Here is a 22,249-nt window from a genome sequence, read left to right as displayed (position 1 = left end):
GGGTTCTGAAGGGTATACCCGCTGCGGCATCGGCCGCTACCGTGACAGCGGGGCGCCGCGTGCCGGCTGGCCGCAACCGCCGGCGTCGGCGGCGCTGGCGCCGCGCGCCTAGAAGCGGCGCGCCAGCAATGCGCGGGCCTTTTCCCGTTCGGCCGGAGCGGCGTCGAGCGCCGCGTCGAAGCTGAATTTGCCGGCGACCAGCGTCGCCGCGACCACGCCGTCGCGGTACAGCACGCGATTGCCCGCGACGGCCGGCACTTTGTCGCCGGTCAGCAGCGTGCCGGCGAGGTTCAGCGGATCGGTGCCGGCGACGCAGATCAACGCGCCGTCGTGCGGGTGCCGGCGCACCTCGCGCAGTAACGGAATCGCCTCGGGCAGCGCGAACTGCTCGCCGGCCAGACCATTGATGAAGCGCCCGCCGCGAATCACGCCGCGTGCTTCGAGCCGTTGCAGCACGCGCAGCAGATCGCGCCACGGCGGCAGCCATTGCGCCTCGCGTTCGAGTACGCGCCAGAACACCACGCCGTAGCGGCGCAGCAACGTCATTGCGACGTGTTCGAGTACTTCCGGCGGCAGCTGGTGGCGCGCGGGCAGGTTTGCCGCCGCGCTCGCGGCGTTCGCGGCGGGGCGGCTCACGAGCGCCCAGCGGCCGGCGTCGTCCATCCCGCCGATCAGCGCGCTCGAGCGCGCGCGCCGGTTGCCGCCGCCGAACGCGTTGCGTTTGGCGACCGGCTTGAGCAGCGCGCGCAGGCCGGCGAAACTGTCGGAGTTCGCGAGCCCGGCGGCGACCAGCTCGCCGAGCGCGTTTTCGAGTTCCATTCGCAACACGCGGACCTCGGCGAGCAGTTCGTCGAAGAACATCGCGCCGTGTTGCGCGAGCGTGTCGTACACGCTTTGCGCGAGCGCCGACAACTCGATCTCGCGCGCCGGATCGAGCAGCGCGCGCCACGCGCGGACCTGCGAGCGCGGCAGCAGCACGATCGGGGTGCTGCGGATCGGGCCGGCGGCGCCGCGGCTGCGCTCGCTCAGACGGGTCCAGACGATCTTGCCGGCGCGACATAGTTCGTCGAGCGAACTATTTGCATACGCACGCACGCGCGCCGGCAGGATGTCTTCCTCCCACGCGCCGGCCGCCGCCTGGAAGCCTTCGAGCTGGTCCAGCGCGGCGGCCAGCGCATCGCGGCCTTCGGCGCGGGTCGACGGCGTCAGATGCTGCCACTCGAACAGGAAGCGCATGAAATCGTGTCGTTCGACCGGCTCGATCTCGCGCCGCAGCCGCTTGACCGTGTAGCGGTGGATGCGGGCAAGCAGGTGGCGCTCGCACCATTGCTCGGTGTCGGCGTGCGGCGTGAAGCGGCCGCGCATCAGATAGCCTTCGGTTTCGAGCCGGAGCAGCGCGCGTTCGACGTCGCCGGCGGGCAGCCCGAGCGGACGCGCGATCGCATCGACCGGCAGCGGCCCGAAGCCGGTCAGGCGCGCGCGCAGGATGTCGACGAGGGCATCCTCGGCGCCCCAGCTGTCGGTGTAGCCCTTCGGGGCGGTCAGGCGCGGGGTGTAGCGGGTGCGTGGAAGCGCGGGGTAGAGCGCTTCGAAGCAGGTCAGGCGCTCGGCGGGGAGCCACAGGGCGGTGGCCGCATCGCCGTCGCCATCGCCGTCGCGCCCCAGCGTCAGCCGCGTCGCGCGTCCACGTTGCGCGAGCGCCGCCAGCAGCGCCGGCCAGTCCTCGTGCGCACGCGCCTCGGCGTCGCTGATGCACGCGAGGCCGGTCAGTGCTTCGTGCATCTCGTCGGCGTTGCGCGCCTGCGGCCATGCTTCGTCGCGCACGCTGTCGATCGCGGCGGCGTCGAGCGCGCCGAGATCGTCGGCGCTCGCCGGATCGGTCCAGCGACGGTTCAGCACCGCCTGGGTGCGGCGCTCCTCGATCGGCGCGTCGTCGAGATACGCGTACGGCTTCGCATTGAGGATTTCGGCGGCCAGCGGCGATGGCGCCGGCAGATCGCGCGCGACGAGCCGCACGTCGCCCTGTTCGATCCGGCGCAGCAGCGCGAGCCAGCGTTCGCTGTCCATCGCGTCGTGCAGGCAGTCGTCGACGGTTTGCTCAACTAACGGATGATGCGGAACCTCGCGTTCGCCGACCACGTTCTCCAGGCACGCGGCCTGTTCCGGAAACACATGCGCGAGCAGATCTTCGCTGCGCATCCGTTGCAGTTGCGGCGCGGTCTTGCGCCCGCCGGTATAACGCGGCAGGCCGAGCGAAGTGGTCGCGTTCCAGCGCCAGCGCACGCCGAACAGCGGCGCGTCGAGCAGCGCCTGGATCAGCAGATGCTCGGCGCTGTTCGAGTGCAGATAGCGCCATACGTCGTTGAGCACGAACGAATGGCTGCCGGTCAGCGACAGCACGATCGCGTCCTCGGTGGCGGCGGCCTGCAGTTCGAAGTTGAAGCTGCGGCAGAAGCGCTTGCGCAGCGCGAGCCCCCATGCGCGGTTCACGCGGCTGCCGAACGGCGAGTGAATCACCAGCTGGGTGCCGCCGGATTCGTCGAAGAAGCGCTCCATCACCAGCGTTTTCTGCGTCGGCAGCACGCCGAGCGCCGCGCGGGCGCGCGCGAGATATTCGACGATCTGGCGCGCGGCGGCTTCGTCGAGCGCGAGGTGTTCGACGAGCCATGCGATTGCGTGTTCGACGCGCGCGGCCGCTTGTGCCGCCGGCGTGGCGGGCCCGGCTTCCGGATGCGCCAGCACTGTGTCGACCTGTTCGCGCAGCCGCGCGACCGCGAACGACAACTCGTCGCTGCGCCCCGGCGCCTCGCCGAGCCAGAACGGAATATTCGGCGGCTGTCCCTGCGCATCCTCGACCCGCACGCGGCCGCTCTCGATCCGCAGAATCCGGTACGACGCATTGCCGAGCTGGAACACATCGCCGGCCAGACTCTCGACCGCGAAATCCTCGTTGACGGTGCCGATATTGAGCGCCTGCGGTTCCAGCACGACCGCGTAATCGGCGTTCTCGGGAATCGTGCCGCCCGAGGTCACGGCCACCAGCTTGCCGCCGCGTCGGCCGCGCAGCGTGCCGCTGACCGCGTCGCGATGCACGTACGCGGCGCGCGGACCCTGGCGGCTGGTGTAGCCGTCGGCGAGCATCCGCAGCACCGCGTCGTACTGCTCGCGCGTCAATTGCGCATACGGCGCGGCGCGCCGCAGCATCGCGAACAACGCGTCCTCGCTCCATTCGGCGCTCGATACCTCGGCGACGATCTGCTGCGCGAGCACGTCGAGCGGCGCGCGCGGGATGCGCAGCGCGTCGAGCTCGCCCCGCCGCACGCAATCGAGCAGCGCCGCGCATTCGAGCAGATCGTCGCGCGAGGCCGGAAACAGCCGTCCCTTCGGCAGCGCGCCGACCTGGTGCCCGGAGCGGCCGACACGCTGCAAAAACGGCGCGATCGCGCGCGGCGAACCCATCTGGCAGACCAGATCGACGTCGCCGATATCGATGCCCAGTTCCAGCGACGCGGTCGCAATCAGCACCCGCAACTCGCCGCGCTTCAGCCGCTGTTCCGCGTCGAAGCGATGTTCTTTCGCGAGGCTGCCATGATGCGCGGCGACCGCTTCCTTGCCGAGCCGCTCGGTCAGATGGCGCGCGGCGCGCTCGGCCATCCGCCGCGTGTTGACGAAAATCAGCGTGGTGCGATGCTGCGCGACCAGCTCGGCGAGGCGGTCGTACACGCGCTCCCACACTTCGTTGGCCATCACCGCTTCGAGCGGCACCGGCGGGATTTCGAGCGCGAGGTCGCGCGCGCGGACGTGGCCGACGTCGATCACCGCGCAGTCGGCCGGCTCGCCGCTATCGATGCTGCCGCCGCCGACCAGAAAGCGCGCGACCGCGCTGACCGGCTTTTGCGTCGCCGACAGACCGATGCGCGGCAGCGGCCGGCCGCACAGCGCATCGAGCCGCTCCAGCGACAACGACAGATGACTGCCGCGCTTGCTGCCCGCGAGCGCATGGATTTCATCGACGATCACCGTGCGCACCGTCGCCAGCATGCGCCGGCCCGAGTCCGAGCCGAGCAGCACGTACAGCGATTCGGGCGTCGTCACGAGGATGTGCGGTGCGCGCTTTTTCAGCGCGTTGCGTTCCTGCTGGGTGGTGTCGCCCGTGCGGACCGCGGTGCGGATGTCGAGCGCCGGCAGGCCGAGCGCGTCCAGTTCGGCGGCGATGCCTTGCAGCGGGATTTGCAGGTTCAGGCGGATGTCGTTGGACAGTGCCTTGAGCGGCGATACGTAGACGACCAGCGTTTCGTCCGGCAGCGTGCCGCCGTTCGCCAAACCCTGCGAGACGAGATCGTTCAGCGCGGACAGGAACGCGGTCAGCGTTTTGCCGGAGCCGGTCGGCGCGGCGACCAGCGTCGAGCGGCCGCGGCGGATTTCGGGCCAGGCGGCGGTTTGTGCGTCGGTCGGGGCCGCGAAGGTTTTCATAAACCAGCCGGCGACCGCGGGATGAAAGCCGTCGAGCGCGTGCGGTTGCGGCGGTTGGAGCCGTTGAGGCGATTGCAGCGGTTGCGCCGGATCGGCGGCACGCGCGGCGCGCACCGCGCGCGTGCTCGAGCGCGCTTTGCGCGGGCGGGGCGCCGCGTCGAGGGCGGCGGAGGTCTTCTTGGCCGAAGTCATGCTCGTCTAGATGGGGGCGTCGCCGGTCTTATCCAGTGACGCGTGACTGGTCGGAATGGATTTAACCGGTCCGTTCCGGGCGACACGCGCTAGTGGCTCAGTCTCGCAGGTTTTTGCCACCTTCGCGCGTCGCGTTTTGCCTGGCATTCCTGCGGGAATTCGCCGTTTTTACGGAGCTGCTGAAAAAGGGCTCGGTACGCGCGGCAATTTTTGCCATGCGTCGGGCCGTTCGCGCCCACGCGTGCAAGCGGCGCCCTGCCGGACTTCGTCGATTGCAGTACGCTTGGCGATTCCTTCACTGACTTCCCCCACGATGGAGCGTCGACGATGCGATACAACCAGTTGGGCCGTACCGGTGTGTTTGTTTCGGAATTGTGTTTGGGCACGATGACCTTCGGCGGCGGCGAAGGCATCTGGCGGCAGATCGGCGATCTGCAGCAGAACGACGCCGAGCGGCTGGTCGGCCGGGCGCTCGACGCGGGCATCAACTTCATCGATACCGCCGACGTCTATGCGGGCGGCCTGTCCGAGCAGATCACCGGCCAGGCGCTGAAAAACCTCAAGGTGCCGCGCGACAAGGTCGTGGTCGCGACCAAGGTGTTCGGCCAGACCGGCGAGTTCGCGAATGCGCGGGGCGCGTCGCGCTACCACATCCTCGACGGCATCAAGGCGAGTCTGAAGCGCCTGCAACTCGATCACGTCGATCTGTACCAGATCCACGGCTTCGATCCGGCCACGCCGATCGAGGAAACCGTGCGCGCGCTCGATACGCTCGTGCAGCACGGCCACGTGCGCTACGTCGGCGTGTCGAACTGGGCCGCGTGGCAGATCGTCAAGGCGCTCGGGATCGCAGAGCGTCTGGGCACCGCGCGCTTCGAAACGCTGCAGGCGTATTACACGCTGGCCGGCCGCGATCTCGAACGCGAACTGGTGCCGATGCTGCAAAGCGAAGGGCTCGGGCTGATGGTGTGGAGTCCGCTCGCGGGCGGTCTGCTGAGCGGCAAGTACGGGCGCGAGCAGCAGGCCGAGGCGGGCGCGCGGCGCACCAGCTTCGATTTTCCGCCGGTCGAGCGCGAGCGCGCGTACGACTGTATCGACGCGATGCGCGAGATCGCCGACGCGAAGAAGGTGTCGGTCGCGCAGATCGCGTTGGCGTGGCTGCTGCATCAGCGGGTCGTCAGTTCGGTGATCGTCGGCGCGAAGAAGGTCGAGCAGCTCGACGACAATATCGCCGCGACCGAGGTCTCGCTGAGCGATGCCGAACTGGCGAAGCTCGCCGAGGTCAGCAAGCTGCCGCCCGAGTATCCGGGGTGGATGCTGGAGCGGCAGGGCGAGCAGCGGCGCCAGCAGCTTGCGGACGCACGGCACGGCTCGTTGCAGGGCTAGTTCTCGACGTCCGCGAGACTGAAGGTCTCGGTTTTGTCGTTGTACGAAAAGATTTCCGCGTAACGGCCCCAGTCGATCACCGCATCGATGGTTTCCTGCGCGGCGCTGTCCGCCAGCAGATCCGCCAGTTCCTGCTCGAAGCGCACCCGCGGCGCGCGATGCCCGGGGCGCTCGTTGAGCACCTTGCGGATGCGCGCGGCGAGCGGCACGTTCTGCAGCAGATGGTCGGCGAACATCAGCTTGCGCTCCTGGGTGCTGGCCTCGGCGAAGCGGCGCGCGGGCTGAGTCAGGATCACGTCGCCCTCGCTGATTTCGGCAAAGCCGAGGTACTGCAGCATTTCCGCGACCGGAAACAGATCGTCCACTTCGAGCCGAAGCGTGCGCGCGATCTCCGGCATATCGGCGCGGCCGTGGTAAGGCGCGGCCGCCAGCGTTTCGATCAGCCCGGCCATCAGGTTGGTCGACACGTTCGGCAGCCGGCTGCCCGGTTCGAGTTCGCGCCTGGCCGCCGCGCCGCTCGGGCGCGCGGTCATCTTCGCGTAGATGTCGTCGACCAGCGCGCGGAACGCCGGCTCCAGGCGGTTGCGCGGATGCCGGAACGGCACCTTGATTTCCGCCACCACCCGGCCCGGATTCGACGACAGCACGAGGATTCGGTCGCACATGAATACCGCTTCCTCGATGTTGTGCGTGACGATCAGCACCGACTTGATCGGCATCCGCTCCTGGTTCCACAGATCGAGCAGATCGGTGCGCAAGGTCTCGGCGGTCAGCACGTCGAGCGCGGAGAACGGCTCGTCCATCAGCAGGATGGTCGGATCGACGACCAGCGCGCGGGCGAAGCCGACACGCTGCCGCATGCCGCCCGACAGTTCGCGCGGATAGGCGTTTTCGAAGCCGTCGAGGCCGATCAGGTCGATCGCCGCGAGCGCGCGCGTGCGTCGTTCGTCGACGCCGACGCCGATCGCTTCGAGACCGGCTTCGACGTTTTGCAGCACCGTCAGCCACGGAAACAGCGCGAAAGTCTGGAACACCATCGCGACGCCCTCGGCGGGACCGGCGAGCGGCTGGCCGCGATAAGTGACGGTGCCGCCGGTCGGCCGGATCAGCCCGGCGATGATCCGCAGCAACGTCGACTTGCCCGAGCCCGAGCGGCCCAGCAAGCCGACGATCTCGCCTTCGTGCAGGGTCAGGTTGACGTCGTCGAGCACCAGCAGTTCGCTCTGGGCCTTGTCGAAACCGCGGCACACATGTTCGAGGTTCAGGACCTGCGTGCCGACGCGTGCCCGCGGCTGGGCCGGCTCGGCGAGATTGAGATGAAGCGTGGTTTGCATCGAATTACTCCTAGTCGAGTCGCAGCCTGGATTCGGCGAACGCATACAGAGGGCGCCACAGCGCGCGATTAAATAGCGTGACGAACAGCGACATCACCGCGACGCCGAGAATGATTTTCGGAAAGTCGCCGGCGGCGGTGGTCTCGGCGATGTAGGCGCCCAGACCATGAGCGACCACGTCGGTGTCGCCCCACTGGACGAACTCGGACACGATGCTCGCGTTCCACGCGCCGCCGGACGCGGTGATCGCGCCGGTCACGTAGTACGGGAACACGCCCGGCAGTATTGCCTGGCGCCACCACTGCCAGCCGCGAATGCGGAAGTTGGCGGCCGCCTCGCGATAGTCATTCGGATACGAACTCGCCCCCGCGATCACGTTGAACAGGATGTACCACTGGGTGCCGAGCACGATCAGCGGCGACAGCCAGATGTCGGGATTCAGGTGAAAGCGCACGATCGCAATCACGAACACCGGGAACAGCAGGTTCGCCGGGAACGCGGCGAGAAACTGCGCGAGCGGCTGGATCTTTTGCGCGAGCGCCGGGCGCAGCCCGATCAGCACGCCGACCGGTACCCAGATCAACGACGAGATCGCGATCAGCACGACGACCCGCAGCAGCGTGATGAGCCCGAGCACGAACACGTGGCCGACCTCGTCGAGCGTGACGCCGGTGCGCACGTACGTGACCACGCGATAGATCACGTAGACGGTCAGCACGAACACCAGCACACCCCACACGATGTCGCCGAGCCGGCCCGACGGTGCGCTATCCGCGTGCCCGTTGCGTTGGCCGTTGCCGAACGGTGAGCGCAACCGGAGGCGCGCGGCGCTCGCCAGCAGCAACCCCGCGGGCGTCAGCAACTGATGGATCAGACGGGTGCGCCGCATCATGTCGAGCAGCCACGAGTTGGGCGCGTCGCCTGAGCTGGTGAACTCCATGCGGAACTTGTCGGCCCACGCGACCAGCGGACGGAACAGCAACTGGTCGTATGCGAGGATCACGACGGTCATCGCCAGAATCACCCAGCCGATCGCGTGCAGGTTCTGCTCGGAGATCGCCTGCGCCAGATACGCGCCGATGCCCGGCAGCATGAACGTATGGTTGCCGACCGTGATCGCTTCGGATGCAACTACGAAGAACCAGCCGCCCGACATCGACATCATCATGTTCCAGATCAGGCCCGGCATCGAGAACGGCACTTCGAGCTTCCAGAAGCGCTGCCACGACGTCAGATGGAAACCGCGCGACACTTCGTCGAGATCGCGCGGCACCGTGCGCAGCGACTGGTAGAAGCTGAACGTCATGTTCCACGCCTGGCTCGTGAAGATCGCGAAGATCGCCGCGAGTTCGGCGCCGAGCACGCGGCCCGGGAACAGCGCGAGGAAGAACGTCACCGTAAACGAGATGTAGCCGAGCACCGGCACCGACTGCAGGATGTCGAGAATCGGCACCAGCACGAGACCGGCGCGGCGGCTCTTGGCCGCGAGCGTGCCGTACACCAGCGTGAAGATCAGCGACGCGACCATCGCCGCGAGCATGCGCAGCGTGGTGCGCATCGCGTACTCGGGCAGGTTGGCCGGGTCGAGCGAGATGGACTGCGTCTGCAGCGTCGACATCGGCGCGAGCGTTTCATGAAAGCCGATCGACGCCATCGCGATCAGACAGATGATCAGCGGAAACGCGACGAAGTCCCAGCGATTGGGCAACACCCGCCATGCGGACGCGTTGGCGGTGCGGGTCAGGTTGAAGCCGGACTCCATCAATGACCTCCGGGGCCGTGGGGGCAGGTGTGCAACGAAAGCGCGCGCTCATGCAGGCAAGCGGCGCGTGCGCCGCTGTGCTTGGAGTTGTTGAGTAAGACCATGACGAAATACCAGTTGATGAGAGGACTCGTTCAGCAAGCGCCGGCCACGAAGGAGCAGCAGCACAATCTTTCGATTGCGGCCGCGGATCGTGACGGGAACCTGATAGAGCTAAAAGAACCGTGAGCGCAGACGGCGCCACAGCGTGGCGAGTCGACCGGGCTGGGCCGGCGCGAGCGACAGCAGCGATTCGTAGTGGACGCGCGACGCGGCGGTATAGGGCAGGTGCGACAAAAGCAGTGCGAACTTCATGACGTTTCTCCGGCGTCGGGCGTGACGCGGCAAGCGGAAAGCCGAGCGGCATTCCGGCGTCGCACGCTCGGCGCGGCGTCAGAGGGCTAGCGGCTTTCCTCGTGTAAGAGGGCAGGCGATGGGCATAAACAACTGTCACTGTCGGGCATCTGGGCTCCTCGTCGGATTGAGCTGCGCGGGGGCGCACAGCGAGGTTCTACCGCGCGCTTGCGCCAGCGCGAAAGCGCGGCGCGAGCGGCGGCCGCGACCATGACGGCTCGCGACGGCATGCCAGAACGGACGAGCGAAGACCGCGTCCGGATGGCGCTAATGATCGAGGTGCACGAGGGAAACTGACTGCGACGCGCACCGTTCTGCCTGCTGGCGGAACGGCGGCGCAAGGAAGGGGCGCGGACGTTCTGCCGGTCAGGCAGCGAAACTGTTCGAAGATCGACTACTGCAAGAGTCCAAGGCATTGGCCCCGTTTGATAAGACGGGCGAATTCTAGACGCGGTAAAAACGACAAGTCAACCAGAATCGCTAAGCAGAGCCAAGATTGTTTGCCGGAGACTGGCGCGACGACGAAGATCGTGTCGATGCGATTTTTACTTGCACATGAACGGGCAACCTCAATACAATCCGCCGCAACTCATCCGAAGGAGTCCTCCGTGGACGCATGTTCAGGTAGTGGAAGTCCGATGCCGGCCAGCGCCGGCAACACCACCGCGAGATAGTCGCGCAGGTTCGCTCCTTCGCCGCTAGCTCGCCCCAGTCGGGTTAGCGCGCTTCAATACTGACCGGCCTTTGCCGTCGGTCTGCCAGTCGCACGCTTCCTTTTCGTTTTTGACGGTCATCTGCAAATCCGCTTGCAGGTGCGGTCGCGTGATCGCGTGGCGCTCGTCCACGTCTCACCGCAATCGCCTCAATACATGAAGAAAATTATCGACAAACGCGCACTGTTGGAGTGCGGTACGCCGATCGCGATCAGTGCGGTCCTGTCCCTCGGTCTCGTGCCTGACGCGTTCGCGCAGAGCAGCAACGAAGGCGAGCAAGCGCAAGCGCAAGTGCCGGCTGCCGCTACCGCGGACCCGGCGGCGTCCGCCGATCCGAACGTCGCCGCGCCAACCGGATGGCGGCAACGCGCGAACCTGTTCGGCGAGCTCGGCGGACTGCGTCCGTGGCTCGACAACTACGGAATTTCGTTCGATCTGCACGAGACCAGCGAGTACATGGGCAACTTGTCGGGCGGCACCGACCGTGGCGGCGCGTATCAGGGCGTCACGCAGTTCGGTTTCGTCGTCGATACGCAAAAGGCGTTCGGTCTGAATGGCGGCACTTTCAATGTGTCCGCGTTGCAGATTCACGGTACGAGCCTGACCAGCAGGAATCTGCAGACGCTGCAAACCGCGAGCGGAATCGAAGCGGATGCGGGCACGCGTCTGTGGGAGCTGTGGTATCAGCAGTCGCTCGGCAACGTCGATGTGAAGATCGGGCAGCAGAGTCTCGACCAGGAATTCATCGTGAGCCAGTACGCGGCCACTTTCATGAATGCGACGTTCGGCTGGCCGGTGCTGCCGTCGACCGGTCTGCCCGCCGGCGGGCCGGCCTATCCGCTGGCGTCGCTCGGGGTGCGCGCGCGGGCGTCGTTCGCGAATGGGGTGACGGTGCTCGGTGGCGTCTTCGACGGCGATCCGCAAAAGCTCAACGCGAGCGGCACGAATTTCCCGCTCGGCAATGGCGCGCTCGTGATCGGCGAGGTGCAGTACGCGCTCAACCCGCCGTCGGCGAATCCATCCGACGCGCAACCGGTCGGCTTGCCGGGCACTTACAAACTCGGCTTCTGGTACAACAGCAACCGCTTCGACGACCAGGGCGTCGATACCGGCGGCGTGTCGCTCGCGAGTCCGGCGAGCAACGGCGTGCCGGTCAGCCATCGCGGCAATTACAGCGTCTATGCGGTCGCCGATCAGATGGTGTGGCGCGAAGCTGCGGGCAGCCCGCGCTCGCTGGGCGTGTTCGCGCGCGTGATGGGCGCGCCCGGCGACCGCAACCTGGTGGACCTGGCCGTCGATGCGGGCATCACGTTGAAGGCGCCGTTCAACGGCCGCGATAACGACGTGGCCGGGCTCGCGCTCGGCTACGCGAAGATCGGCTCGCACGCGCGCGATCTGGCGAACGCGCAGGCCGCTTACACGCCCGGTTATCCGTCGCGCCGCGCGGAAACCGTCCTTGAGGCGACCTATCTGTATCAGGTCGCGCCGTGGTGGCAGTTGCAGGCCAACTTCCAGTACTTCTGGCGACCGGGCGGCGGCATTGCGCAGCCGGATAATCCGTCGCTGCGCGTCGGTAACGAGGCGGTGCTCGGCTTACGCACGACGGTCCAGTTCTGAGTCCGGCGCGCGGCGACGTCGCGATTGGTACGTGATCCTGAAGAAACATGCGCAGCGCCGTGTCGCCGAACCCGAGGCCCGCTGATACCGCGCGGCGTCGTGATGCGAGTATTGCGCGCGGCGGCGATATCCTGAATACTCGTTCGACCCAACTTCTAGCGCGAGCGTCTCATGGACACCCTCAGTCGTTTGATCGATCTGGCTCGCCCGCAAGCGAGCCTCGATCTGCGCTGCCTGCTGTCGGGCGGCTTCGATATCGATCACGCGCCGATGGAGGCGGGCGTCGCGCCCTTTCATTTGGTGCTCGACGGCGCGTGCGTGATCGAAACGGTCGACGGCGCGCAGCGGCAATTGCAGGCAGGCGACTTCGTGCTGTTTCCGCGCGGCGCCGCGCATCGGGTGCGCGACATCAAGCGCTCGGCGGCCGGTGCGCCGGTGACGGTCGCGCATGACGGGATGCTGCCGCTCAGGCATAACGACGCGGCCCGCGCAGGCTACGCGGGCGACGCCGCAACGCTCCACGCGGACCTCGATCTGCTCTGCGGCCGCTTCGTCTACGCAGCCGGTTCGGCCGCGCTGCTGCTCGATGCGTTGCCGGACCCGCTGCACGTGTCGCTCGGCGGTGCGCATGCGCTCACTGCGTTGCAGACGCTGATCGCGTTGATGCGCGGCGAAGCCGAGCGCCGTCAGCCGGGCGCGCTGGCGATCGTCACCGCGTTGAGCCACGCGCTGTTCGCGATGGCGTTGCGCGTGCACGGAGAGCGCAACGCGGACAGCGCCGGCGTGCTCGCGCTGCTGACCGACGCGCGGCTCGGCGCGTCGGTGCAGGCGATGCTCGATGCGCCCGAACGCGCGTGGACGATCGCCGAACTCGGCGAGCACGCGGCGATGTCGCGCGCGACCTACGCGCGTCACTTCAACGAGCGCGCGGGCGTGACGGTGATGGACTTTCTCACGCGGATCCGTATGACGATCGCCTGCGATCTGCTGTTGCGCACGCAGCGCAGCGCGGCCGAGATCGGCGAGACTGTCGGTTATCAATCGGAGGCGGCGTTCGGCAAGGCGTTCGCGCAAAGCGTCGGCACGACGCCGGGGCGCTACCGGCGACGCGCGCCGGCACCGGATGGTTCGGATAGCTGAGTGAAATGGCGGGGCACGCCGGTCGGGCCTGCGGGCACGAGAGAGCCGCTCGAATTTATTTGGACTGCTCCGGCTTGCTGAACGCGCGCCGTTCGAGCGACGCCATCAGCCGTGCGATCAACAGCGCGCAAACGGTGCCGAGCGTGACCTCGGCGAGCCGCAAAAACGCCTTGTCCCACGCCGGACCGATGCCAGGCACCAGCAGCATGATCGTCGCGGTGATGCCGCCCAGGCGCGCCGCGCTGCCTACATTGACGACCCAGCAGATCATGATCGCGATCGCCACCGTCGCCGCATACGCAGCGAAGTGTCCGCCGCCCGCGAGCGTGCCGATCAGGCCGCAAACGCCGCCGACCATCGCGCCGATGAACTGGTCGCGCGACAGCTTGCGGGTGTCCACGTAGCTGTGCTGGCTGACCGCGATCGCGGTGATCGCGGCCCAGAACGCCTGCTCGGTGTGCAGCGCGCGGCCGATGCCGAACGCGAGGCTCGCGCCCGCGACCGCCTGCACAGCCATGAAGCCGCCCTCGATCAGCCGGTCGCCGAGCGGCAGCGATTTGAGGAAGGCAAATAGCGCATCGGCCGCGCGGGTGCGCGAGGCGGGGCGTGAATCGTCGGACGGCGTCATCGATCGGGCATCTCGCGGCGGCAGGAATGCGCCGTATTCTAGCGGCTCCGTTCGCGCTTGCGCATGCCAAGGCGGCTCGACGCGCTAACGCGGTTCGCGCCCAAACGCTTCGCGCAGTTTGCGCTTGGCTTTCTGCAATGTATCGCGGCGCTCCTTCGGCAGATTTCTGCCCGCGCGATTGATATAGAAGTTCAGCATCGACATCGCCGATTGAAACGGCGTGCCCTTGCGGCGCCGGCTCACCGTCGACGAATGTTTCAACGATTGCGCAATCGATTCCGCACTGCCGGTTTTAAACACATCTTTCTGGATGTCCATCGCATCGCTGGTTTCCATCACGTGATGCGACCATTTCTTCGTTCCATTCCCGCCATTGGTCTTCGCGGTTTTCGCGCGATGCGCGGCATGCGCGTGCGCATGCCGCTGGCGCGGCGGGCGTCCCGACTTGCGGCCCGGCACCGGGCGTTTAGATTTGCTGCTGCTTTTGCGGGACGCCATCGCGCTTCTCCTGAGTCGTTCCCGAGTCCTTAAAGCTTCACGCCGCCGGCCTCCGGCGCATCGGACGGCGGAACGGTGCCGACGCCGAGATCGTTGCGCTCGGTATAGACGCTACCGCCCCAGTACGGTTCGCTGCCGTAGTACTGGTGTACGGAGGTGGCCCACGTCTGGTCCGCCATCGCCGGCCAGTGGTCCTTGTCGAATCCCGGCGCGTTCTTCACGCGCTCGGCGGTCATGCCCAGCACGAAGCATTTCTCCTCGGTATCGAGCGTCAACGCGTTCCACGGAATCGCCAGCAACTTGTCGCCGATGCCGAGAAAGCCGCCGCTCGACAACACCGCGTAGGCGACCCGGCCCGAGCGCACGTCGAGCATGATGTCCTTGATCTTGCCGATATCCTCGCCGTCGCTGCTGACGACCTTGTTGCCATCGAGCGTCGCGGCGGCCATCACGTCCGGGCCGGGGCCTTCCGCGGTTGCCGCGCCTTTGCCGACGATGTTCGCGCCTTGCGTCTGGGTCTGGTTAATCATGATTGGACTCCTCTGAAGGGTTTAGGTATCGACGCTGCAGCAACGGCCGTTCCATCGACCGTCGACGGCCGACGCGAAGACAGCGGCGCAGGCCAGCGATGCATGGATGCGCGCCGCTCGCGTAAAGGATGCGAGCGCATTTGAAATTATTTCGCTCGTGCACGGCCGCGCGATCGCGAAGGCGTTACCCGATCGATGCAAAGCGTCTTCACCCGCGCTCGCCCAAGGCGGGGCATAGCCCTTGCTCGATTGAAAGTGGCAGCGGCGCCGGCGCGGGCAACAGTGCGCGGCGTCATCCAATCGTCCTTACTTCACGGAGCGCATCGATGAATACCTCTCCCAAAGCATGGCTGGTCGCGGCGTGTGTCGCGATCTCCGGCGCGGCCTTCGCGCAGGCGGGCGGCGGCAACGGCAATAGCGGCGGTGGCGGCGGCAACGCGCACGGCGCCGCCACCGCTGCGCCGACCGCGGGCAACGAGCCCGCGTCGAATGCGACCGGCGCGATGAGCGCGACGGGTCCGACGACCGGGGCGACCGGCGGTTCGAAGACGATGAAGCAGCACCCGCATCAGATGTCGAACGCGAAGTCGAAGAGCAAGCCGATGACCGATTCGACGAATATGCCCGGCGCTAACGCAAGCAGCGATACGAAGGGGCAGTAACGCAGCATCGAAGCAGGCGCGCAATACCGGCGGTAGCGCGCGCCTGCGGCGGGGAGAATGATCGTGGCTAACAAGATCCACTATCAGGCGAACATCTGCGGCGGCGACTTCGCGCACGTGCGCGAATGCTTCAGCAACTGGAAGGCCGAGACGCTCGTGTATCGCCGGCATCAACCGATGTTCGAAGGCAAACAGGAAGTGCGGCCGCTATCGGAGCGCGTGTTCGACAACGGCGAGATCGCGCGTCATGCGCTCGCTCGCGTGTGCTCGCCGGGCGATCCGTATGCGCTGGCAGCCGAGATCCGCGACGGCGAACGCGACATGTGGCTCGTAATGGCTGCGTTCGAGGAAGAACGCTGAGCGGGGCCGTGCGGCTGTCGAGCCGCGTTTGCGTGACCTTTGCGTCGCCTGTTCGCGCATCGCGGTTATCACTGAGGGGCGCGTTTCACGTCGGCCGTGCCGTCCTTGAGCGCACGCCGCGCACGCACGTCGCTGGCCCGGCGCACATTGCGCGCAGCGGTTTTTTCCTGCGCTGCGCCGGCGTTCTTGCGCACCGCGCGCGACTTCTTCAACAGATCCGTCAGTGAACGATCGACGCTGTCGCCGGCCGGCGGTTTGCGTGCTTTGCCGCGAGCTTCGCGGGCGAGTCGCGCCGCGCGTTTTTGCGCCTGCGCGAGCAGCATCGCCAACGCGACTTCATCGACTTTCAGGCCCCGGCGCGACTGGCCCGGCGCGAGGCTCTGTAATTGATCGGCTTCGAACGCACTGATGACCTCCGGATGGATGTAGCAGCGCCGGCACACGGCAGGCGTGTTGCGCAGCAGCGTCGCGACGTCCTTCACGGTCGCGACGATATGGCGGCGCGCGTCGGCCGCGCTGTCGCACACGAGCTTGCGCAGCGCCGCAAGCGCGAATACGCTGCCGGCCCACGTGCGGTAATCCTTCGCGGTGAAGTCCGCGCCGCTCGCGCGGCGCAGGTAGTCGTTGATGTCGGCCGAGCCGACCGTGTGACGCTCGCCGCTTTCATCGAGATACTGGAACAGGTCGTGGCCCGGCAGTTCCGCGCAGCGCTGCACGATCCGTTTGATGCGCCGATCGTCGACGGTCACGTCGTGCTCGATCCCGCTCTTGCCGCGAAACCGGAAGCGCAGTTGGCCGGCTTCGATCTTCAGGTGTTTTTTGCGCAGCGTGGTTAATCCGTACGACTGATTTTCGCGCGCGTATTCGACGCTGCCGATCCGCACCTGGGTCGTGTCGAGCAATTGCACGACCGCGGCGATCACCTTGTCGCCCGGCATCCCCGGCAATTTCAGATCACGCGCGACGCGCGCGCGAATCTTCGGCAGCGCGCGGCCGAACTCGGCGAGCCGCTGGTACTTGTCGGCGTCGCGCGTTTCGCGCCATTGCGGGTGATAGCGATACTGTTTGCGGCCGCGCGCATCGCGACCGGTCGCCTGCACGTGACCACGTGCGTCGGGGCAGATCCACACCTGTTCGTAAGCCGGCGGAATCGCCAGCGAATTGATCCGTTGGATCACGTCTTTATCGACGATGCGTTTGCCGTTCGTGTCGTAATAGACGAAGCCGTTGCGCTCGCGCTTGCGCGTATAGCCCGGTTTGCTGTCATCGGCGTGACGCAGACCCGGCGGCATCGGGATGTCGCCGGCGGCGCCGTTTGCGGCGGCGGATGGGGTGCGAGTCGCGGTAGCCATCGTTATACGGGTGGTCTCGGATGTGGGTCGGGGCGCGCGGTCGGACAGCGGCGCGCATTCGATGATGGATCGGCACGAAGCAAGGGCGATGCCCAACACTCCGGCCTACCCGGTGTGCGCGGTGCGGCGATGCAAGCCGAACCAGGCGGAACCACGCCGGAACCATGCGGAACGGTCCTTGCGATCTCTCCGGCGTAACCAACCGAAGAGGGAGGCGTTTCCATGAGCAGCACCTTGAATCCCGATGAAGAGCCGCAACACACGATCAAGCAGACCGCCGGCACGACCGGCACGCTCGGCCCGAGCGATTCGTCCGACAGCGGCAGCGACGTCGCGGGCGCGAAGCGCCACGAGTTCGACGTCGACAGCGAACTCGACAACCACGCGCTCGAAACCGGCGATAGCGAACTCGGCAGCGACACCGATCGCAGCGGCACCGGTGAGCGGGCCGCGGCCGATGGCGATTCGACGCTGGAACCCGATCGCGACATCGAAACGGACCAGGTGATCGAGCCGCAGGTGCCCCCGGACGACGAGCAGGCCGGCGACGACGAAACGAACCTCTGACGGCTGCTTTTACCGGCACTGCGACGCCGGTCGCCCGGCATGATCGCGGACTCGTCAGGGATCCCAGGCGTTTCGAGATCAGGTCCGCGAGCAGCCGCGGCGCGATCCGGCGCGGCACGGCCGCTCGTCATCGAACCCCGTGCATCGCATGGGCACGGGTTTTGCGTATCCACACTTTATCGACAGCGCCGCACCACACTGCACATCGTTTCAAGGCCAACGCCTCGTGCGCAGTGCCGGCGCCGTCTCTCAGGAGAACATGCATGACTGACGCACTGAAGGGCTGCAAAGTGGCGGTACTCGCGGTAGACGGCTTCGAGCAGGCGGAGCTGGTCGAGCCGCAACGGGCGCTCGCCGATGCGGGCGCGACGGTCCATGTGATCTCGGCTAAGGCCGGCAAGATCCAGGGCTTCAAACACGTCGACAAGGGCGATACGGTCGACGTCGATACGACTTTCGACAGCGCGAAGCCAGACGACTACGACGCGGTGGTGCTGCCGGGCGGCGTCGTGAACGGCGACGCGATCCGGCTGCTGCCGCAGGCACAGGCTTTCGTCAAAGCGGCGGACAGCGCGAAAAAGCCGATTGCGGTGATCTGTCATGGCACGTGGCTGCCGGTCTCGGCGGGCATCATCAGCGGCCGCACGGTGACCAGTTGGCCCAGTTTGCAGGACGACATTCGCAACGCGGGCGGCACGTGGGTGGATCGCGAAGTGGTCGAGGACGGCAATCTGATTTCGAGCCGCAAGCCCGACGATCTGCCGGCGTTCAACCGGACGCTGATCGCGCAACTGTCCAAACGCAAGGCGGCTTGAGCGGCTCGGTTCGCGCTCGGTCGAACGGGCACGCAGCGCGCTTTCGACATGCCCGCGGACCCGCTGGATTCATAGGGAGAAAATGCATGAAATTCCGGTATTCCCTACAAGTGTTGACGGCTGCGCTAACCGCCTTCGGCGGCAGCGCCGCACTGGTCGACACCGCCCACGCGCAGGCGAGCGATGCGCCCGCGAGCGCCGCGCCGGTCAGCGGCACCAAATTGTCGCCGGCCGATCAGCAGTTCGTGCTCGAAGCGTCGAAGTCCGACGCGACCGAGATCGCCGCCAGCAAGATCGCGCTGAAAAATTCGCGCGATCCGCACGTGAAGAAGTTCGCGCAGCAGATGATCGCCGACCATACGAAGCTGTCGCACGAGATGGCGGCGCTGGTCGCGAAGAAGGGCTTCAAACCGGCGCCGGCGGAGGATTCCGCGCTGGTCGGCAAGCTCCAGGGGCTGCAGGGCGCCGCGTTCGATCGGGCCTACGTCGAGCAGGTCGGCGTGGAAGCGCATCAGCGCGCGGTCGATCTGTTCCAGCAGCAAAGCGAGAGCGGCACCGATGCGCAACTCAAGGCCGCCGCGCAAAAGGCGCTGCCGACCATCAAGCATCACCTCGAGATGGCGCAGCAGCTCGCGGGCACGATGAAGGGTTCGTCATGAACGCGATCCTGCCACGGCCCGCCTATGAGGATTCCCTTATGCAGATCAATTTCCCCGACGACAAACCGGACTTCGACGGCGCCAATCTGACGGTGCGCTTTCTCGCGCGGGTGGACGGCGCGGCGGTGGTCTGCGCGATCACCGCCGAGGCGCTCGAAGATCATTTCGGCGCCGATTCCGCGCTCGAACCGGCTCTGCTGGCCGCGTTCGACAAAGGCCGCCAGCGTATCCGCTCGGTCTGCGCGGAGGCGCTCGACCTGAACAACGGAGAAAGCGTAGTGTTGCATAGCGGACTGTTCAGAGTGGAAGGCATGGAACCGGATCGCGGCGCTACGGCGTAGCGCCGCCACGTGCCGGCGAGTCGCGCGCCGCATGGTTTCGCGGGTCGCGCAAGCGCCGCCGCATGCTCCGCGAACGCCATCGACCAACGATAAGGAGGCCTTATGTCACTCATCGTCGCAGCACGCTTCACCACTTTCCCGGCCGCGGAAACCGCGGCGCAGAAGCTGTTCAACGCAGGGTTCGTCGAAGAGGACGTCACGCTGTTTTTCGTCAATCCGCGCGGTCAGCATGCGCGTTATCCGATCGGCGGCGATACCGCCACCGACCCGGCGGCGCGCAAGGCGCCCAAAGGGGCGGGGCTCGGCGTGACGATCGGCGCGGTGATCGGCGCGATCGTCGGGGTCGGGATTTTCGCGGCGTTTCGCGCACCGCTTCTGGTGTCGATCATCGCGGCCGGGGTCGGCGCGTATGTCGGTTCGCTGGTCGGCGCGATGGCCGGCACGCGCGAGCGGGAGCAAGGCGCACACCATTCGCCGTTTCATCAGGAGACCCGCGATTCGGGGGTGTTGGTGGCCGTGCACGTAGAGCCCGACAATCAGCTCGAAGCTGCGCGCGTGCTGCGCGAAGCGGGCGGCGTGTCGATCGAAAAGGCGACCGGACGCTGGCAGCAGGGACGCTGGGCCGATTTCGATCCTTTGAGAACGCCGCAACCGCTTAATGAGTTCGCGGAGAAGCGCGCGTAACGGATAAAATAGCGCAGAGCGCGGAACATACGCGCGCAGATAAATGGCAATTGAATGGCAATTCAATAGCAACGGCCCGATTTCGATCGGGCCGTTTGCCATTTGCATGTCCGCGTATCTGTCTGGATGGCGCGCACCGGCGCGCCGCGGCTACACCCAGACGTGCCGCCCGGTGTGCGCGGGCTGCGCAGCGCGCTGCCGTTGTTCGACCGGTTGCTGGTCGTGCAGCCGCTCGTGCAGCCGCCCGCAGGCGGCTGGCGCGAAACCGCCGTGGCTGCCTTCGCAACCGGACATCGAATCGGCTTGAGCGGCGCGCGCGGGGTCGGGCGGCGCGACATGCTCGCGGATCTGCATCACCGTGGCCGAGGTCATGATTGCGATCATCGCGAGAAATTTCATGCTGGCGTTTTTTTTCATGGCGATTCTCCCTGTCGTTTATAGCCTGCCGATCGTGGTTCGATCGTGTTCGTTGCGTGGTCTGTTCCGCCGCTCGGGGATGGGCGCCGAGCCGGACAAGACGAATGCCAATAGCAATCGCCATGCCGTTGACCGCGTTCCCGCACAGAAGCACGGCAGGCACGCGTCATGCGACGTAGCCTGAGAACCCCGCCGCGAGTGAGAGCTTTTTCATCGCGCAGGACTAACTGGCCTCGTGCGGCGGATTCCGCGATGAACGAACCCTTGGAGGTATTGAATGGCTACCAACGTTGTTTCCGTATTGAACGATCTCGTTGAAACGTCGAAGGATGGCGAGAAGGGCTTTCTCAAGGCAGCCGAGGATGCGCACGACGAACAGTTGAAGCAGATGTTCCGCATCAATGCCGAAGATTGCTCGCGCGGCGCGCGTGAACTGCAGGACGCGGTGCAGGCGTTGGGCGGTAAACCCGAAACCGGCGGCAGTATGAGCGGCGCGCTGCATCGCGGCTGGGTCGACGTGAAGTCGGCGGTCACGGATCGCAGCGATCACGAAATTCTCGCCGAGTGCGAGAAGGGCGAGGATGTCGCGAAGAAGCGCTATCACGACGCGCTTGAAAAGGATCTGCCGGCCGACGTGCGGGCGATCGTCGAGCGGCAGTATCAGGGCGTGCTGCAAACTCATGACCGGGTGCGCGATCTGCGCGACCAGTACGCGGCGATGAAGCGTTAAGCAATGGAGCGGGCCGCGTCGCGCGAGGCGCGGCCCATGCGGCCCGCGGCGCCCGTTTCACGCAAGCACGCAGCGTAAAAAAGAGCCGGCATACAGGGATGCCGGCTCTTTCTGTTCAGCTGATCGGACCGGCGCGAGCCGGTCGCCTGAACTTATCGCGCCACGCGAACTTACTCGGCGCCGACCTTCAGGTGGTTTTTCACGCTCGCGACGCCCTTCACGTTTTGCACGACTTCTTCCGCCGCGCTCCGGTCCTCAGCCGAAGGGACCGAGCCCGTCAGCGACACGACGCCCTTATGGGTCTTCACATGGATATGCGTCGACTTGACGTTCTTTGCGGCGAGCAGGTCCGCTTTCACCTTGGTCGTGATCGCGCCGTCGTCGATATGCTGACCGACGCTTTCCGACGCCGGTGCCTGCGTGGTGGTCTGCGCGTTCGCGTGCAGAGCGAATGCAACGATAGCGATGCTGCCCGCGGTCTTCAGAAGCTGGATGGTCTTCATGGTTTCTCCTTCAGGTGTTGATAAAGATGGCGGTCTTGTTGCCGGTGGCCGATCGCGGCCGTAACCGCTGATGACGCACGTGGGTCGTTGCCGCTACGGTACCGTCAGGGCCCGTTCTCGACACCGGACGTCGGCGGGGCAGCGCACAGAAGACTCGGGGAGTCTGCATTACGCTGTGCCCGAGCCGGCGCCCGTCCACACAGCCTGATATGCAAGCATCGTGCCCGGTCCTTGCGCGCGATCGCCGCCGCTAGCCGGAGCCCCAGCGCCACCGGGCTTTTGAACTGATGAATGGCGCACCGCGAGCGGCGCGCGGCGCTCGCTGCGCGCTGTGAAGAAAGGGACCGGATTTTGCGCAGGATTTGTAAATAAGGGCCGTGCAAGGCTCCTCATTCAATGTGCGCCACGTAACAAAGCTTAAATAAAACAGCACTTTGCGCGAGCTGGTACGACAGTTGCTCTGAAGAAAGAACTCGCTGATTCAGCCATTGGC

21 protein-coding genes are annotated in these 22,249 nt (G+C 66.4%); 11 read left to right on the top strand and 10 right to left on the bottom strand.

Features of this window, described 5'->3' with window-relative positions:
• Positions 1-108 precede the first annotated feature (108 nt).
• Positions 109-4,665 carry an Lhr family helicase gene (locus LJ656_RS22290; protein WP_230511579.1) on the bottom strand — a complete coding sequence of 1,519 codons (4,557 nt, stop codon included), beginning with the start codon at positions 4,663-4,665 and terminating at the stop codon, positions 109-111.
• Positions 4,666-4,992: 327 nt separating this feature from the next.
• Here LJ656_RS22290 and LJ656_RS22285 point away from each other — a divergent pair, with 327 nt between their 5' ends.
• A complete protein-coding gene (locus tag LJ656_RS22285) occupies positions 4,993-6,051 on the top strand; it encodes an aldo/keto reductase (protein WP_230511578.1) in 1,059 nt (352 codons plus the stop codon).
• Here the strand turns inward: LJ656_RS22285 and LJ656_RS22280 are convergent.
• From LJ656_RS22280 to LJ656_RS22270, 3 genes are all read right to left on the bottom strand, one after another.
• On the bottom strand, positions 6,048-7,385 hold the full coding sequence (locus tag LJ656_RS22280; protein WP_230511576.1) for an ABC transporter ATP-binding protein: 1,338 nt from the start codon (positions 7,383-7,385) through the stop codon (positions 6,048-6,050). The genes LJ656_RS22285 and LJ656_RS22280 overlap by 4 nt on opposite strands.
• A gap of 10 nt (positions 7,386-7,395) precedes the next feature.
• Positions 7,396-9,147 (bottom strand): ABC transporter permease, encoded by a 1,752-nt coding sequence (locus tag LJ656_RS22275; protein ID WP_230511574.1) that lies wholly within the window; start codon positions 9,145-9,147, stop codon positions 7,396-7,398.
• A gap of 213 nt (positions 9,148-9,360) precedes the next feature.
• Positions 9,361-9,501, bottom strand: coding sequence for a hypothetical protein (locus LJ656_RS22270; RefSeq protein ID WP_230511573.1), 141 nt, complete (start codon positions 9,499-9,501; stop codon positions 9,361-9,363).
• Positions 9,502-10,409: 908 nt separating this feature from the next.
• Between LJ656_RS22270 and LJ656_RS22265 the strand changes: the two genes are divergently transcribed.
• The gene (locus LJ656_RS22265) at positions 10,410-11,870 is read left to right on the top strand and encodes a carbohydrate porin (protein ID WP_230511571.1); all 1,461 of its coding nucleotides are present in this window, start codon (positions 10,410-10,412) and stop codon (positions 11,868-11,870) included.
• 171 nt (positions 11,871-12,041) lie between these two features.
• Complete coding sequence (locus tag LJ656_RS22260) at positions 12,042-13,010, top strand: cupin domain-containing protein (protein ID WP_230511569.1); 969 nt, start codon at positions 12,042-12,044, stop codon at positions 13,008-13,010.
• Between the two features lie 55 nt (positions 13,011-13,065).
• Here LJ656_RS22260 and LJ656_RS22255 read toward each other — a convergent pair whose 3' ends face one another.
• The 3 genes from LJ656_RS22255 to LJ656_RS22245 all read right to left on the bottom strand — a co-directional run bounded on the left by LJ656_RS22255 (position 13,066) and on the right by LJ656_RS22245 (position 14,666).
• Complete coding sequence (locus LJ656_RS22255) at positions 13,066-13,638, bottom strand: FUSC family protein (protein ID WP_230511567.1); 573 nt, start codon at positions 13,636-13,638, stop codon at positions 13,066-13,068.
• Between the two features lie 84 nt (positions 13,639-13,722).
• On the bottom strand, positions 13,723-14,136 hold the full coding sequence (locus tag LJ656_RS22250; protein ID WP_230511566.1) for a DUF3175 domain-containing protein: 414 nt from the start codon (positions 14,134-14,136) through the stop codon (positions 13,723-13,725).
• Positions 14,137-14,165: 29 nt separating this feature from the next.
• Positions 14,166-14,666, bottom strand: coding sequence for a PRC-barrel domain-containing protein (locus LJ656_RS22245; RefSeq protein WP_230511564.1), 501 nt, complete (start codon positions 14,664-14,666; stop codon positions 14,166-14,168).
• Between the two features lie 326 nt (positions 14,667-14,992).
• Between LJ656_RS22245 and LJ656_RS22240 the strand changes: the two genes are divergently transcribed.
• Positions 14,993-15,328, top strand: coding sequence for a hypothetical protein (locus LJ656_RS22240; RefSeq protein WP_230511563.1), 336 nt, complete (start codon positions 14,993-14,995; stop codon positions 15,326-15,328).
• 63 nt (positions 15,329-15,391) lie between these two features.
• Positions 15,392-15,688, top strand: coding sequence for a hypothetical protein (locus tag LJ656_RS22235; RefSeq protein WP_230511561.1), 297 nt, complete (start codon positions 15,392-15,394; stop codon positions 15,686-15,688).
• Between the two features lie 68 nt (positions 15,689-15,756).
• Here the strand turns inward: LJ656_RS22235 and LJ656_RS22230 are convergent, their stop codons facing one another.
• A complete protein-coding gene (locus LJ656_RS22230; RefSeq protein ID WP_230511560.1) occupies positions 15,757-17,040 on the bottom strand; it encodes a DNA topoisomerase IB in 1,284 nt (427 codons plus the stop codon).
• A gap of 222 nt (positions 17,041-17,262) precedes the next feature.
• Here LJ656_RS22230 and LJ656_RS22225 point away from each other — a divergent pair, with 222 nt between their 5' ends.
• The 5 genes from LJ656_RS22225 to LJ656_RS22205 all read left to right on the top strand — a co-directional run bounded on the left by LJ656_RS22225 (position 17,263) and on the right by LJ656_RS22205 (position 20,106).
• Positions 17,263-17,607, top strand: a complete 345-nt coding sequence (locus LJ656_RS22225; protein WP_230511559.1) for a chemotaxis protein — start codon at positions 17,263-17,265, stop codon at positions 17,605-17,607.
• Positions 17,608-17,870: 263 nt separating this feature from the next.
• The gene (locus LJ656_RS22220) at positions 17,871-18,422 is read left to right on the top strand and encodes a type 1 glutamine amidotransferase domain-containing protein (protein WP_230511557.1); all 552 of its coding nucleotides are present in this window, start codon (positions 17,871-17,873) and stop codon (positions 18,420-18,422) included.
• A gap of 86 nt (positions 18,423-18,508) precedes the next feature.
• The gene (locus LJ656_RS22215; RefSeq protein ID WP_230511555.1) at positions 18,509-19,081 is read left to right on the top strand and encodes a DUF4142 domain-containing protein; all 573 of its coding nucleotides are present in this window, start codon (positions 18,509-18,511) and stop codon (positions 19,079-19,081) included.
• The gene (locus LJ656_RS22210; protein WP_230511553.1) at positions 19,078-19,422 is read left to right on the top strand and encodes a DUF1488 family protein; all 345 of its coding nucleotides are present in this window, start codon (positions 19,078-19,080) and stop codon (positions 19,420-19,422) included. Before LJ656_RS22215 ends, LJ656_RS22210 begins: the two co-directional genes overlap by 4 nt.
• 102 nt (positions 19,423-19,524) lie before the next feature.
• A complete protein-coding gene (locus LJ656_RS22205; protein WP_230511552.1) occupies positions 19,525-20,106 on the top strand; it encodes a glycine zipper 2TM domain-containing protein in 582 nt (193 codons plus the stop codon).
• Between the two features lie 150 nt (positions 20,107-20,256).
• Here LJ656_RS22205 and LJ656_RS22200 read toward each other — a convergent pair whose 3' ends face one another.
• On the bottom strand, positions 20,257-20,523 hold the full coding sequence (locus LJ656_RS22200) for a hypothetical protein (RefSeq protein ID WP_230511550.1): 267 nt from the start codon (positions 20,521-20,523) through the stop codon (positions 20,257-20,259).
• Positions 20,524-20,800: 277 nt separating this feature from the next.
• Here LJ656_RS22200 and LJ656_RS22195 point away from each other — a divergent pair, with 277 nt between their 5' ends.
• Positions 20,801-21,253: a PA2169 family four-helix-bundle protein gene (locus LJ656_RS22195; RefSeq protein ID WP_230511549.1), complete on the top strand. Its 453-nt coding sequence runs from the start codon at positions 20,801-20,803 to the stop codon at positions 21,251-21,253.
• 170 nt (positions 21,254-21,423) lie between these two features.
• Here the strand turns inward: LJ656_RS22195 and LJ656_RS22190 are convergent, their stop codons facing one another.
• Complete coding sequence (locus LJ656_RS22190; RefSeq protein ID WP_230511547.1) at positions 21,424-21,756, bottom strand: BON domain-containing protein; 333 nt, start codon at positions 21,754-21,756, stop codon at positions 21,424-21,426.
• Between the last annotated feature and the right edge of the window lie 493 nt (positions 21,757-22,249).

Source organism: Paraburkholderia sejongensis (assembly GCF_020880815.1).
In the GTDB taxonomy this organism is placed as follows: Bacteria; Pseudomonadota; Gammaproteobacteria; order Burkholderiales; family Burkholderiaceae; genus Paraburkholderia; species Paraburkholderia sejongensis.
The sequence above is the reverse complement of the archived record's forward strand: the minus strand, read 5'-3'. Positions and strand labels throughout refer to the sequence as shown.